Annotated in this window: 16 protein-coding genes; 11 read left to right on the top strand and 5 right to left on the bottom strand. The window is 67.6% G+C overall.

Annotated features, from left to right (window positions below):
* Positions 1-140: 140 nt before the first annotated feature.
* Positions 141-1,622 carry a recombinase family protein gene (locus AB0M15_RS32970; RefSeq protein ID WP_363826991.1) on the bottom strand — a complete coding sequence of 494 codons (1,482 nt, stop codon included), beginning with the start codon at positions 1,620-1,622 and terminating at the stop codon, positions 141-143.
* 151 nt (positions 1,623-1,773) lie between these two features.
* Here AB0M15_RS32970 and AB0M15_RS32965 point away from each other — a divergent pair, with 151 nt between their 5' ends.
* Complete coding sequence (locus AB0M15_RS32965; protein ID WP_363826988.1) at positions 1,774-2,295, top strand: MFS transporter; 522 nt, start codon at positions 1,774-1,776, stop codon at positions 2,293-2,295.
* On the opposite strand, the gene AB0M15_RS32960 is transcribed toward AB0M15_RS32965, so the two are convergent.
* Positions 2,264-2,803, bottom strand: a complete 540-nt coding sequence (locus tag AB0M15_RS32960; protein WP_363826985.1) for an NUDIX domain-containing protein — start codon at positions 2,801-2,803, stop codon at positions 2,264-2,266. The genes AB0M15_RS32965 and AB0M15_RS32960 overlap by 32 nt on opposite strands.
* A 63-nt stretch (positions 2,804-2,866) precedes the next feature.
* On the opposite strand from AB0M15_RS32960, the gene AB0M15_RS32955 reads away from it, so the two are divergent.
* Positions 2,867-3,265: a hypothetical protein gene (locus AB0M15_RS32955; RefSeq protein ID WP_363826983.1), complete on the top strand. Its 399-nt coding sequence runs from the start codon at positions 2,867-2,869 to the stop codon at positions 3,263-3,265.
* Here the strand turns inward: AB0M15_RS32955 and AB0M15_RS32950 are convergent, their stop codons facing one another.
* Positions 3,266-4,069 (bottom strand): deoxyribonuclease IV, encoded by an 804-nt coding sequence (locus tag AB0M15_RS32950; protein WP_363826980.1) that lies wholly within the window; start codon positions 4,067-4,069, stop codon positions 3,266-3,268.
* 57 nt (positions 4,070-4,126) lie between these two features.
* Here AB0M15_RS32950 and AB0M15_RS32945 point away from each other — a divergent pair, with 57 nt between their 5' ends.
* The 5 genes from AB0M15_RS32945 (at position 4,127) to rplI (ending at position 6,814) form a co-directional block, all read left to right on the top strand.
* The gene (locus AB0M15_RS32945) at positions 4,127-4,825 is read left to right on the top strand and encodes a DUF4241 domain-containing protein (protein ID WP_363826977.1); all 699 of its coding nucleotides are present in this window, start codon (positions 4,127-4,129) and stop codon (positions 4,823-4,825) included.
* 220 nt (positions 4,826-5,045) lie between these two features.
* A complete protein-coding gene (rpsF, locus tag AB0M15_RS32940; RefSeq protein WP_164601910.1) occupies positions 5,046-5,336 on the top strand; it encodes a 30S ribosomal protein S6 in 291 nt (96 codons plus the stop codon).
* An 89-nt stretch (positions 5,337-5,425) separates the two neighbouring features.
* Complete coding sequence (locus AB0M15_RS32935) at positions 5,426-6,040, top strand: single-stranded DNA-binding protein (protein ID WP_363826972.1); 615 nt, start codon at positions 5,426-5,428, stop codon at positions 6,038-6,040.
* Between the two features lie 79 nt (positions 6,041-6,119).
* The gene (rpsR, locus tag AB0M15_RS32930; RefSeq protein WP_020390880.1) at positions 6,120-6,353 is read left to right on the top strand and encodes a 30S ribosomal protein S18; all 234 of its coding nucleotides are present in this window, start codon (positions 6,120-6,122) and stop codon (positions 6,351-6,353) included.
* Between the two features lie 14 nt (positions 6,354-6,367).
* Positions 6,368-6,814, top strand: a complete 447-nt coding sequence (gene rplI / locus AB0M15_RS32925; RefSeq protein ID WP_363826968.1) for a 50S ribosomal protein L9 — start codon at positions 6,368-6,370, stop codon at positions 6,812-6,814.
* A gap of 587 nt (positions 6,815-7,401) precedes the next feature.
* On the opposite strand, the gene AB0M15_RS32920 is transcribed toward rplI, so the two are convergent.
* Positions 7,402-7,641, bottom strand: a complete 240-nt coding sequence (locus AB0M15_RS32920) for a hypothetical protein (protein ID WP_363826966.1) — start codon at positions 7,639-7,641, stop codon at positions 7,402-7,404.
* Positions 7,638-9,044: a hypothetical protein gene (locus AB0M15_RS32915; RefSeq protein ID WP_363826961.1), complete on the bottom strand. Its 1,407-nt coding sequence runs from the start codon at positions 9,042-9,044 to the stop codon at positions 7,638-7,640. Before AB0M15_RS32915 ends, AB0M15_RS32920 begins: the two co-directional genes overlap by 4 nt.
* 249 nt (positions 9,045-9,293) lie before the next feature.
* On the opposite strand from AB0M15_RS32915, the gene AB0M15_RS32910 reads away from it, so the two are divergent.
* The 4 genes from AB0M15_RS32910 to AB0M15_RS32895 are packed head-to-tail and all read left to right on the top strand — an operon-like array spanning position 9,294 to position 11,970.
* Positions 9,294-9,929, top strand: coding sequence for a DUF6668 family protein (locus tag AB0M15_RS32910; RefSeq protein ID WP_363826958.1), 636 nt, complete (start codon positions 9,294-9,296; stop codon positions 9,927-9,929).
* 14 nt (positions 9,930-9,943) lie between these two features.
* Complete coding sequence (locus AB0M15_RS32905; protein WP_363826954.1) at positions 9,944-10,213, top strand: conjugal transfer protein TrbC; 270 nt, start codon at positions 9,944-9,946, stop codon at positions 10,211-10,213.
* A gap of 45 nt (positions 10,214-10,258) precedes the next feature.
* Positions 10,259-11,110, top strand: coding sequence for a hypothetical protein (locus tag AB0M15_RS32900; RefSeq protein WP_363826950.1), 852 nt, complete (start codon positions 10,259-10,261; stop codon positions 11,108-11,110).
* Complete coding sequence (locus AB0M15_RS32895) at positions 11,110-11,970, top strand: hypothetical protein (protein WP_363826946.1); 861 nt, start codon at positions 11,110-11,112, stop codon at positions 11,968-11,970. Before AB0M15_RS32900 ends, AB0M15_RS32895 begins: the two co-directional genes overlap by 1 nt.

Genomic DNA, 11,970 nt, shown 5'->3' with positions numbered 1-11,970 from the left:
TAGATTCGGCTACCGAGATCTCGTTGGCACATTCAAAGAGGGCCCTTGGCCGTTGCCGCATCGTGCATGTGGGCTGCGGCCAGGGGCCTCTAATGAGTTGTGTCAGGGCGCGGTCCTACGCTCAGTGTGAAGCGGGTAGCTCAGGCGGCCTCGGCGTAGACGCGGTCTGTTCCGGATGCGGCATCTTCAGGTAGGCGCTCGGGCTGAGTGACGAGCGTGACTCTGCCCATGTCGATCGGACCGCCGCCGCGCTTGCCCTTGCGGACGGACAGAATCACCACGTTGTCGGCCAGGATCGCGTTCCGCTCCTCCTCGCTGGCTGCCTCCCACGTCTGGGCGAAGGTGCGGCCGGTCGGTACGAGCTTTACGACGCGTACGGCAGGACGGGATTTCAGCTCGGCTCGGCGCTCCTTCAGAGCTGCCAACTGTGATGCGAGAGCGGAGACGTCGGCGTCATCGTTGGTCATCTTGGCGGCGGTGGCTGAGATGGCGGCCTCGACCTCGGCGAGCGCGGCGATGTCCGGCAGTTCCTCCACGTGCCGCATGACCTCGCGGGGGCCGAACTGCTCCAGGAAGCGAGCAGTAACCCAGGCTTCGAGCACATCGGCCTTCATGCTGACTCCGGCGCATTTCTTGCCGTTGGCCTTCGCTCCGCAACCGTACGAGGCGGCGTTCGCCTTGCTGTACCTGACGTAGAGCGGGCGGTTGCAGTCGCCGCATGTGACGATCCCTGACAAGCGACGGGCGCGTCGCCTGCGCTGCGCCCGATCACGTCCGGCCTTGTCGGTCTCCAGCTTGGCGCGGATGCGGTGCCACGTCTCCAGGTCCAGGACGGGCGGCCAGACCTCCAAAGGCAGGCCGTCGGCGTCGCGGAGTACTTCGCCCTCGTGGGTGACGCGTCCAACGATCGCCTCGCCGACAAGGATCTGACGCAGGACTTGCGCCGACCAGCGGTTACCCCGGCGGGTCGGGATTTCGCGCTTGTTGAGATCCAGCATGATCTTGTGGCGGGTCTCGCCTGCGAGTACGCGCCTCGCTACCTCGCGGATGATCTCGGCCTCTTCTGGGTGCGGTACCAGAACACGGCCCACGCCCTCCGGGTCCTTCACGGACTTGTACCCGTACGGCACGTTGCCACCGGAGTACCGGCCGTCCTTCTTGAGTGCGGCGATACTGGACCGGACACGGACCTGGGTGTTCTCGCGTTCCATCCGGGCGACCTCGGCCAGGACGGACGCGATGATGCGCCACGCGGGCTGCGACGAGCTGAGGCCGTCCTGGTCCGCGATGAAGAGGCTGTGCGGGTTGACGTCCAATGCATCGATGAGCTGAGCGAGGGCAGTCAGGCCCTGACGGCTCCATCGGTCGAACTTCCAGGCGGCGAGGACATCGGCCTCACTGGTCCGGATCATCTCCAGCGCTCGGAGCGCCTTCTCACGGGTGTATCCACCGGAGAGGCCGTCATCGATCAGGACCTCTACGACCTCCCAGCCCTCGCGTTCGGCGCGGGCGCGGAGGTCGGTCTCCTGACGGGCGATGGACGTAGACGTGTCGTCCGACTCCGAGAGCCGGAGGTAAAGAACTGCTCTGGGCTTGCGCGCAAGCGCGGGCTTCTTTGGCATGGTGACGCCTGGCCTCTCGACGTGGCGGACACCTAAGAGCTGTGTCAGCCGGGCTCGATGTGCTCAAACGTCATTTCCGGGAGCCGTAGATGGCCTAGATGGATGCCCGTTCCTGGGGAAGGGCAACTAGGCCACTTCCGGGGGTCCGGTGATGATGGTGTCGCCGCTGCTGCCCGTGCTGATGCTGCGTGACCTGCACATGCAGCCGTGGCAGTACGGGCTGGTCGCAGGGTTGCCATGTCTCGGCGGCGTGCTCGGTGCCTGGCTTGCGCCTCGGCTGACCCGTCGGCTCGGGCTGCACCGGATGCTGCTGGTCTTCGGCGTACTACGCACGCCGTGGCTGCTCTTGCTGCCCTTGGCGACGTCCGGGGTGGACGGGTTCGTACTGCTGATCGTGGCCGAGACGGGGCTGCTGGTTGCCGCGGGCGCGTTCAACCCGTCGTTCGCGACCTACCGGATGGAGGTCACGCAGGACGGGTTCATGGCGCGGGTACTCACCTCGTGGTCGATCACGTCGCGGTCGGTCCAGCCCGCGTTCATGGCGGCAGGCGGCGTACTGGCCGGGCTGACCAGCTTGCGTACGGCGATGTTCGTCGCCGGCGCGTTGTGCCTGGTCAGCGCGTTCGTACTGCCGTGGTCGGTCAGACCAGACCCATTGCCTGAGCCAGCCTGACCAGGTTGCCCATCACGCCGTCGTTGTCGTCCATCCCGTCGAGATAGGCGATCGCCTCGTCCGGCGGGAGCACCAGCACCTCGGTGACCTGCTCGCCGTCCTCGGGGTTGGTCGGCAGGCTGTCGACCACGACGTCGACGACGTAGTTCGCCCAGTACGAGACCGGGTGCGGCAGATGTGGGTAGCGCGGCGTGGGTCGCCGGTGATCGGCTCGATGGCCGCCGAGCCAGATGAGTGGGCCGGTGAGCCGGGCGCCGGCCTCTTCGAGCAGTTCACGCTCGACCAGCCTGTCGATCGTCTCGTCCGCATCGCGGGTACCGCCGGGCAGGAACCGCCAGCCGACGTCGTTGGCGCAGACGACGATGCCGCCCTCGGTCCGACCGATGACGTGCGCGTTGCTGATCAGCTCGTCGGCCGGTTGCTCGGTGGTGAACTGGACGTCGAGCTCACCCCATGGCCAGTGGCCGGGGGCGTACAGGTCGGGAAGTCGGTCGGCCCAGGTCTGCATCGGGCCATTCTCGTCTGCGGCTGGTGCACCGAGGCCTTGCGGGTCTGCGGTACCGTCCCGCGCATGGCTGCTGCCGAACCGAATCCCGAGCGCGCCCAGCGCACCACGATCCGCGTGCTCTGGGGTTGCGCCGTACTGACCGCGTTTATCGGCGTCTTCCTGATCGCCGACATCGTCAAGTCGTCCGACCGCTACGACACGGCAGCCTGGGTGGGCATCACCCTCGCGGCCCTCGCCATCCTCGCCCTGGCCGCCCTCTACGCCGGCTGCGGACTGGGCCGGGTCACCCTAGGCACCAAGGTCGGCCCCACGAACCTCTTCCAACTTTCAGCCATCTGCCTGGTCGTCGCTGTGGGCGCCGACATCCTCATCCCCGGCCGCGACACCAGCAGCCTGGCCCTCCTGCTCCCCTGGGGCATCACCTACTGGCTCCACAACCTCAACCGCCCACCGGCGGACTAGCTACTTGAGGTTGGCGCGGAGGTAGTCGATGTCGGCCTTCTGGCCGTGGTCGCCGTTCGGAGTCTCGACCACCACGGGAGCGTCGGCGGCCTTCACCACCGCGACGATCTCGGCCGGGTCGATCTCGCCTTCCTCGAAGTTGCTGTGCCGGTCCGCGCCCGAGCCGAACGCGTCCCGCGAGCCGTTCGCGTGCACCAGGTCGATCCGGCCGGTGATCGCGACGACCCGCTCGACCACCGTCGGCAGGTCCTCGCCGGCGGCGTGGAAGTGGCAGGTGTCCAGGCAGAAGCCGACTCGATCGACGTGCTCGTTGCCCGAACTCTGCACCGCGTCCCACAGCCGGGCGATCCGCTCCAGCTTGCGGGCCATCGCGTTCTCGCCACCCGCGGTGTTCTCGATCAGCAGCGGAACCGGCAGGTCCGCGCGCTCGATGCACTTGCGCCAGTTGTCGAAGCCGGCCTCGGGGTCGTCGTCCTCGCCGACGTGCCCGCCGTGCACGATGACCCCCTTGGCGCCGATCTTGGCCGCCTTGTCCAGGGTCTGCTGCAGCAGCTTGCGGCTGGGGATCCGGATCCGGTTGTTCAGCGTCGCCACGTTCAGCCGGTACGGCGCGTGCACGAACAGGTCGATCCCCTCGGCCTCGGCCCGCACCTTCAGCGCCTCGGCGCCGTCGGCGTACGCCACCTTCGGCGCCTTGTAGTCCTGCGGGTCGCCCAGAAAGAACTGCACCACCTCAGCGCCGCGGTCAGCCGCCTCCGCCAACGGGTCGTTCTGCTCGACGTGCGCACCCAGTTTCAAGACCATGGCCATCACCTTATGACCGCCTACCGACACTTCCGCAACCACGCCTAGCCTTGCCCGATGCGCAGCACAGAGAACTTCCACGCCCTCAGGCCCGGACCTGTTCAGGTCGATGACCAGTCCTACAACCTGACCGTCCACGAGCTTGGTCTCCTCCGCGTCCCGAGCGGCCGGCTCGAGGCCAGCGACCCGTTCGTCAACCTGGGCAGCGGTGCGATCGTCGGAGTACCGCCGGGCGACTACCCGGTGATGGTGACGGTGGCGGACGTGTCGAAGGAGCAGGACGGAAGCCATCGACGCGAGGCGTACCTGAGCGTCGTACTGGCCGAGGGGGAGGCGGTTTCCGTGGCAGCTGCCGAGCCTGCGGACGAGCCGCTGGAGGAAGGCCAGTGCCTGGCGGTCTTCGTCGACGCGGGCACGGTCGGGTTCGCGGACGCCGAGGCGGTCGGGACGGCGATGCCGGACGGGAACTGGTACGAGGAGCTCTTCGACGACGGTACCGACCGGAGCTGGTTCTCGCTGATGGACTCCGGCACGCATCTGATCGAGGGCTGCGCGAACATCGTGATGCCGGCCGCGACGGCGGGGGAGAACGTCGTACTGGCCCATTCTGGTTGGGGGGACGGCGCCTATCCTGTGCTCAGCACGCTGGACGCGGATGGAAAGCCGCTGGCGGTCCACATCGATCTGCTCGTCGTCGGTGACGACCCTGACGAAGACGGGGGCGAGGACCCCGCCGAAGGCGTGGAGGCGGACTGAGCGCCACGCCCGGCGATAACTGGCCTGTGGATAGTGGTCAAGGGGGCGTCCAGGCGCTGGTATTCTGTTGGTGTGGGCCCGGTCCTTCGACCGGGCTTACTGCTTGACCCACGTTTGACCCAGCTCGGCGCTGACGGCGATTGTCGGCGGCGGGCACGCATCGCCCTCCTGCCACGGAAAGACCGTGGCCGCCAAAGTCCGAAGGAGGTGGAGTTCGCGCATGCGTCGTTATGAAGTCATGGTGATTCTCGACCCTGAGCTCGAAGAGCGCACCGTCGAACCGTCCCTCGACACGTACCTGAACATCGTCCGCAAGGAAGGTGGCACGGTCGAGAAGCTCGACATCTGGGGCCGTCGCAAGCTGGCCTACGACGTCAAGAAGAAGTCTGAGGGCATTTACGCCATCATCGACCTGACCGCCACGCCGGCGGTCGTGAAGGAGCTCGACCGTCAGCTCACGCTGAACGAGTCGATCCTGCGCACCAAGGTCATCCGTCCGGACCAGCACTGATCCCTGGGGTCGTCAACAGCTCCGGTGTCGGTGCCATCCGCTACTGATAGCTGTAGACACAGCCACACCCGAATGCAGGAGGAACGGCAATGGCAGGCGAACCACCTATCACCCTGATCGGAAATCTGACGGGTGATCCGGAACTGCGGTTCACGCCCTCGGGCGCCGCGGTGGCGAATTTCACCATCGCGAGCACCCCGCGGACGCTGGACCGGCAATCCAACGAGTGGAAGGACGGGGAGACCCTCTTCATCTCGTGCTCGGTGTGGCGCCAGGTTGCCGAGAACGTCGCCGAATCCCTCACCCGCGGTTCCCGGGTCGTCGTGCACGGTCGCCTGAAGGCCCGTAGCTACGACGACCGCGACGGGAACAAGCGGACCGTCTTCGAGTGCGATGTCGAGGAGATCGGCGCCAGCATGCGGTACGCGACGCTGAAGATCTCCAAGACGTCGCGCACCGACGGCGGCGGCGGTGGCTTCGGTGGTGGCGGCAACCAGGGCGGCGGCGGTGGTTTCGGCGGCGGTGGCGGCGGCAACCAAGGGGGCGGCTTCGGCGGCAACCAAGGTGGCGGCGGCGCCCCGGCGAACGACCCGTGGGCCACTCCGGCCGGTGGTGGCGGTGGCGGCGGTCAGTCCGCTGCCCCGCAGAACGACCCCTGGGCAGGTCAGGGTGGCGGCGGCTCGATGGAAGAGCCTCCGTTCTGATCTCGCTGCAGGACACATGTATTTCCGAGTGACCATTCCGGCAGTAGCCGGGCTCTAGTAGTAGGAAGAGAGCACCACAATGGCCAAGATCATTCGGAAGCCGAAGAAGAAGGTCTGCGGCTTCTGCAAGGACAAGGCAACGTACGTCGATTACAAGGACACCGGCTTGCTGCGCAAGTTCATCTCCGACCGCGGCAAGATCCGCGCGCGTCGGGTGACGGGCAACTGCGTCCAGCACCAGCGCGATGTCGCAACCGCTATCAAGAACGCTCGCGAGGTGGCTCTGCTGCCTTACACGAGCACCGCTCGCTGAGGGAGGTCTGAGACATGAAGCTCATCCTGGCGCAGGAAGTCGAGGGCCTCGGAGCCCCCGGCGAAATTGTCGAGGTCAAGGACGGCTACGGCCGCAACTACCTCGTCCCGCGTGGTCTGGCCATCGGCTGGACCCGTGGTGCGGAGAAGCAGATCCAGTCGATCAAGCGGGCGCGTGACGCCCGGGCGATCCAGGGCAAGGAGCACGCGAGCGAGGTCAAGAACCAGCTCGAGCAGCTCGGCGTCACGCTGGACGTGAAGGCCGGCGAGACCGGTCGCCTGTTCGGCTCGGTCACCCCGGCGGACATCGCCGCGGCGATCAAGGCCGCGGGTGGCCCGCTGGTCGAGAAGCGCGCCATCACCATCGGCTCGCCGATCAAGACCACCGGCAAGCACCAGGTCTCAGTGCAGTTGCACTCCGACGTGGCCGCCACCGTCCGCCTAGAGGTCCAGGCGGTCTAAGGCACCAGCACCACCCGAAGGCCCGCCCTCCCCGGAGAGCGGGCCTTCGCTCTGCCCGCACCACTCCCACCCCGACCCCACCCACCCACACCGCTCCCACGCCGACCTCACCCACCTGCACCGCTCCCGCACCGGCCCCACCCACACCCGCACCGCTCCCCGCACCGCCCCCCACCCGCCCGGCCCCCACACCCGCAGGCCCCCACCGGCCTCACCCGCGACCCCGGCGGAGACACAGCCGCTCGCCAGCCTTCGCTCCGGCCGCGGCGGATACCCACAGCTCCACACCAGCGTCCGCTCCGGCCGCGGCGGACGCCCCAGCTCCCACCAGCTGCGGGCGCCGCCAGTCAGCGCTGGTCTCCGCTCCGTCCACAGCCGGCGGAGCAAGCCAGCTCAGCGTCGGCCTTGTCCACAACCACTGGCGTGCCTTGCCTACGACGTCGCGGCCCGGCACCCACCTCCGGGCCGTCGTCCGCTGTACCCACAAGATCCGGGGCATGGCAGCACCGGGTCGGCTTCTGCTGCACCCACAAGTGTGGATGTGGCAGCTCAGGGTCTTGCTGCTCCGGGGTTTCTCGTTGTGAGGGTTAGCCCGGTTCGGGGGCGGGCCATTCTGTGGGTTTGGGGTCGTTGGTGGAGCTGTTGTCGGGTTTGGTGATTTCTGGCCAGTCGACTGTTTTGGGGTCGTTGGCCGAGCCGCCGGTGGTGCCTGGGTTTTCGATGGTGGGCCAGGACTGGGGAGCGGGGTCGTCGCCGGCGGCTGCGGCTGGGAGACCTGGTAGCAGCAGGGTCAGTGTGGTGAGGAGGGCGGCGAGCGGGCGCTTCACTTTGCTTTGTCCAGGGCGTACAGGACGCCGTCGTGGACGACGATCGCGTGGGTGCCGGCGACACCCCACGGGCGGGCGGTGTCGGCTGGCAACGTGCGGAGCTTGCCTCCCGGCGTACCAGCTAGCAGATTGCTGCCGAACTGGCCGTAGACGGTGACCCCGGTGATCGACAGCGGCTCGAAGTCCTTGGTGAACACCGTCTTCTTGCTGCTGAAGTTGATCAGACACTCACCCCACGCGGCCACCTTGTGCGCCTCGTCCGGCACCCACTGCCAGCCGGCCGCCTCGTTCGCGGCCACGGTCGGGCAGATCGCGAGGACAGCGCCGGTGGTGCTGTCGTTCACCGTCGGGATCACCCGATCGGCGACCGGGGTCTTCCAGACCACCAGCGCGCGACCGGGGCTGGCGGCAACGATGTGGTCGATGACCGTCGCGCCCTTCGGTGTCTTGGGCATCAACGCGACGACCTCCTTGTCCGGCTGGTCCCAGTACAACGGACCCGCGTACCGCGCGGAGAGCGCCTTGTCGCCTTCGGCCAGCAGCAGCGTGGTCAGCCGCTGAGCGGTCGGCAACGGCTTCAGCGCACCGCCGGTGACGACACTCGCACCGGCATCGCTGCTGAGCACGACCAGCGGCGACGTACCGAAGAACTGGACGGTGGCCGAGTTCGGCAGCTCGAGCTCGACCGCCTCGGCGCCGTCACCGGCCCAGTAGTACAACGACTCCGGCGCGACCACGGCCACGACCCGCTTGCCGTCGACGGTGGTGTAGACCGGGGTCTCGGTGCCGCGCGGCACCTTGTCCTGCCAGAGCACCTTGCCGTTGCTGTCGAAGACCGCGATCTTCTCGTCCCGCGTGATGATCGCGACCTCCTTGCCGTCAGGGGAGACGGCAGGCGCGGTGTCGGGGTCGATGTCCACGGTCCAGCTGGCATTGGTCGTCCAGCCCATCGGTACCGGCCGGGCGGCGAACTGGTCGACCCGGACACTCGGCGCGGGCAGCTCAGGCAGCTTCGGCGAGACGGTCGGCGTGGTCACGTCGTCGCCCTGCGGCCGGAGGACGACCAGGTAGATGACGGTCGCGGCGATCAGTACGCCGGCCACGATCGTCGCCACGATGATCGGCCAGATCGGCTTGCTGCTTTTGACATCGACGTCGACCGACTCGACCTGGCCGTCCGGATGGATGATCAGTGGCCAGGAGGCACCGTCCGACTCGATCGCGGTCGCCTTGACCGGACGGCCGAGCTGGGCCGCGCGCTCGCTGACGAGCTGGATCGCCGCCTGCCGCGGGTCGTGGTGGTTGACCGGGTGACTGCGCCCGGCGATCTTCACCTCGGCGTTGTGGTCGTCGTACAGCCGGATCGTCACCTTCGGCCAGGACGGAATGCCCTTCTCAGCCATGGTGACCTCTCATTCCAGCCACAAAACTCCCTCGTTGATCCGTCTCTGCCGATGCCGTTCTAGCATGTCGTCCGCCCGTAACTCATGCTTCCGCCCGATGGCATGCCAGAACGCGAGCCGGACTCGGCTCGTCTGACCCCGACAAGGGGGTAGAAACATCCTCGCCTGTGGATGGGTCACGCCAGCACACCCGGATAGCGAGAGAATACTGTGGGCGACAGCCTGTGACACACCGCGAGAGGAGGGCCGATGACGCAACCGCCGCAGAACCCGTGGACACGGCAACAACAGCCGGATCCAGGTCCGCAGCAGCTGCACCAGGGCCCGCCTCAGCAGTCAGACCTGACTCCGCGAGGCCCGGCGACGCCGCAGCACGGCGTACCGGCGCCGGCGGAGGACCAGCGGCTGCCCAAGTTCGCGATCCCGGCCGCCGACACCCTGTGGTGGGTCGGCGTGCACGGTGGAGCGGGCGAGACGACGATGTCGCAACTGCTGCCCGGCACCAGGGCGGCCGGCCACCGTTGGCCGATCCCGCCGCCACCCGTGCCGACCCCGGTGGTACTGGTCGCCCGGACCCATGGATCGGGTCTGCGAGCGGCCCAGCGCGCTGCGATCGAGTGGGCGTCCGGAGTGGTCCAGGGAGTAGCGGTGCTCGGCCTGGTGCTGATCGCCGACGCCCCTGGCCGATTGCCCAGAGTGCTGGACGATTTCGCCGACATCGTCGGCGGCGGCGTTCCGAGGGTCTGGGACATTCCGTGGATCGAGGAGTGGCGAAGGGGGGAGGATCCCACCCCTGACAACACCCCGGACGAGGTTTTCGAAGTCCTTGAATCCATCTACGCTCTTCGCGCGTCGAATCCAGCGGGATACCCCGCCCCTTACTGAAAGGCACCACCGCAATGATGATGTTGGCACAGATGATTCCCGACCTGATCATGGGCAACGGCGGAACGCCGCCGCCCGGTTCGGACAAGCTGCTCAAGGTCGTCGACTGGGTCCGCTGGATCGCCTTCACCGTCTGCATCCTCGGCATCCTGATCGCCGGCGCGATGATGGCCGTCGGACAGCGTCGCGGTGAGGGTGGCGAGCACGCTGCCCGGCTCGGCTGGGTTCTGGCCGCCTGCATCGTGATCGCGTCCGCGACCGTCCTCGTCGGACAGCTGACGTGACGTTGAACCACTGCCCGCGCCCGACCGCCGGAGGCTGATCCGGGAGTGGGACTGTTCAGCAGGGACGACGACTCCGGGGCCGGAGGTGGCGGCACCGACGACGAGGCCATTTGGCAAGGGCGCGGGTTCGTCGCCTCGGTGATCGTCGTCGGTGCGGTGCTCGTCTGCCTTCTGGTCTGGTTCTTCGCCCGGGGCAACGACACCCCGGCGAGCCAGCCGACGGCGCCGACCACCCGTACCGCTCCTACCGAGCAGCCCACCGAGGAGCCGAGCGGCCCGGCGGCGACCCCGCCGGCAGAGCCGACCGGTACGACGACTCCGCCGCCGACCCGCCCGAAGCCGGGCCACGGCGGCTGCAAGACCCTGAACCCCGACCAGCGGATCCCCAGGACGACGCCGACGGCGGTGACCTGGGAGTTCGAGGCGGACATGTTGATCCCGATGCAGCAGGAAGGTGGGCCGGCCTTGACGAACGGCGCTGGGGTCCGCTCCTGCTTCGCCCACTCGCCCACCGGCGCGGTGCTCGCCGCCCTGGTGACGCTCGGTCAGATCCGCAACCCGGACCTGACCATCCCGGTACTGCGCGAGCGGTTCGTCCCCAACCAGGGACTGAAGCTGGCGCTGGCCGAGGGCAAGGCGACGCCGCCCACGCCGGGACAGACCAAGACGGTGGCCCAGTTCACCGCCTTCAAGGTGCTCGACTACCTGCCGAACCGCGCGATCATCGCGATCGCGGTCCGCATCGACGACAAGAACGTCGCGTCGATCCCGGTGACGATGGCCTGGTCGAAGGGTGACTGGAAGGGCGTGCTGCAGACCGACGGCAGCTTCAACGGCTCGACCGAGCCGGATCTGCTGCAGTCGATGACCGGGTACGTCCGGTTCGGGGGCGCGTGATGCTCCCGCTGATCAACTGCTGGTGGCCGCCGAACTGGGACGACTGCATCACCCAGTTCCTCGGCAAGGCCGTCAACTTCGCCCTCGGCGGTTTCTTCGGGCTGATCTTCGACGCGATCAAGGCGCTGGTGATCGAGGCCGTCGTCGCGGTGGTCAAGGCGGTCGGCTTCCTCTGGATCGACATCCAGTCGCCGAACCTGGAGGGCAACGAGACGATCGGCTTCGTGTCCGGGCACACCAAGTACATCCTGATCTTCGCCGCGTCGATCGCGGTGATCTTCGGGGCGATCAAGATGGCGGTCTCGCAGCGCGGCGAGCCGCTCCGCGACATCCTGAAGAGCCTGATCACGATGGCGATGGTGTCGGCCGGGATCACCGGCTTCGCCGCGTTGCTGATCTCTGCCTCGGACAGCTTCTCCAGCTGGATCATCACCGAGGCGCTGGACGGCGACACGTTCCAGAACAGCCTGACCGAGAAGCTCACCAAACCCCTCCAGGGCCGGATCGGGCTGGCGCTGGTGGTGCTGGTCGGGATCTTGATGGTGATCAGCGGACTGATCCAGCTGGTCTTGATGATCATCCGCTACGGGATGCTGATCCTGCTGGTCGGCGTGGTGCCGCTGACCGCCTCGGCGACCAACACCGAGATGGGCATGATGTGGTTCAAGCGGTCGATCTCCTGGCTGGTCGCGTTCGTCCTCTACAAACCGGTGGCGGCTCTGATCTACGCCACCGCGATCAAGCTGATGGAAGCACCGGCCGACGACTCACTCAAGGTCATCACGGGCGTGACGATGATGATGATGGGCATCGTCGCGCTCCCCGCCCTGTTGCGCTTCGTGTCCCCGAAGGCGGGTTGA

It is taken from the genome of Kribbella sp. NPDC051718 (assembly GCF_040681515.1).
Lineage (GTDB): Bacteria > Actinomycetota > Actinomycetes > Propionibacteriales > Kribbellaceae > Kribbella.
This window is presented reverse-complemented; position numbering and strand designations above follow the sequence as displayed.

Coding starts and splice junctions, on each gene's coding strand:
- rplI (WP_363826968.1), top strand. CDS start 6,368: ATGAAGCTCATCCTGGCGCAGGAAGTCGAGGGCCTCGGAGCCCCCGGC.
- AB0M15_RS32910 (WP_363826958.1), top strand. CDS start 9,294: ATGACGCAACCGCCGCAGAACCCGTGGACACGGCAACAACAGCCGGAT.
- AB0M15_RS32955 (WP_363826983.1), top strand. CDS start 2,867: ATGGCTGCTGCCGAACCGAATCCCGAGCGCGCCCAGCGCACCACGATC.
- AB0M15_RS32935 (WP_363826972.1), top strand. CDS start 5,426: ATGGCAGGCGAACCACCTATCACCCTGATCGGAAATCTGACGGGTGAT.
- AB0M15_RS32965 (WP_363826988.1), top strand. CDS start 1,774: ATGATGGTGTCGCCGCTGCTGCCCGTGCTGATGCTGCGTGACCTGCAC.
- AB0M15_RS32970 (WP_363826991.1), bottom strand. CDS start 1,622: ATGCCAAAGAAGCCCGCGCTTGCGCGCAAGCCCAGAGCAGTTCTTTAC.
- AB0M15_RS32895 (WP_363826946.1), top strand. CDS start 11,110: ATGCTCCCGCTGATCAACTGCTGGTGGCCGCCGAACTGGGACGACTGC.
- AB0M15_RS32950 (WP_363826980.1), bottom strand. CDS start 4,069: ATGGTCTTGAAACTGGGTGCGCACGTCGAGCAGAACGACCCGTTGGCG.
- rpsF (WP_164601910.1), top strand. CDS start 5,046: ATGCGTCGTTATGAAGTCATGGTGATTCTCGACCCTGAGCTCGAAGAG.
- rpsR (WP_020390880.1), top strand. CDS start 6,120: ATGGCCAAGATCATTCGGAAGCCGAAGAAGAAGGTCTGCGGCTTCTGC.
- AB0M15_RS32905 (WP_363826954.1), top strand. CDS start 9,944: ATGATGATGTTGGCACAGATGATTCCCGACCTGATCATGGGCAACGGC.
- AB0M15_RS32915 (WP_363826961.1), bottom strand. CDS start 9,044: ATGGCTGAGAAGGGCATTCCGTCCTGGCCGAAGGTGACGATCCGGCTG.
- AB0M15_RS32945 (WP_363826977.1), top strand. CDS start 4,127: ATGCGCAGCACAGAGAACTTCCACGCCCTCAGGCCCGGACCTGTTCAG.
- AB0M15_RS32960 (WP_363826985.1), bottom strand. CDS start 2,803: ATGCAGACCTGGGCCGACCGACTTCCCGACCTGTACGCCCCCGGCCAC.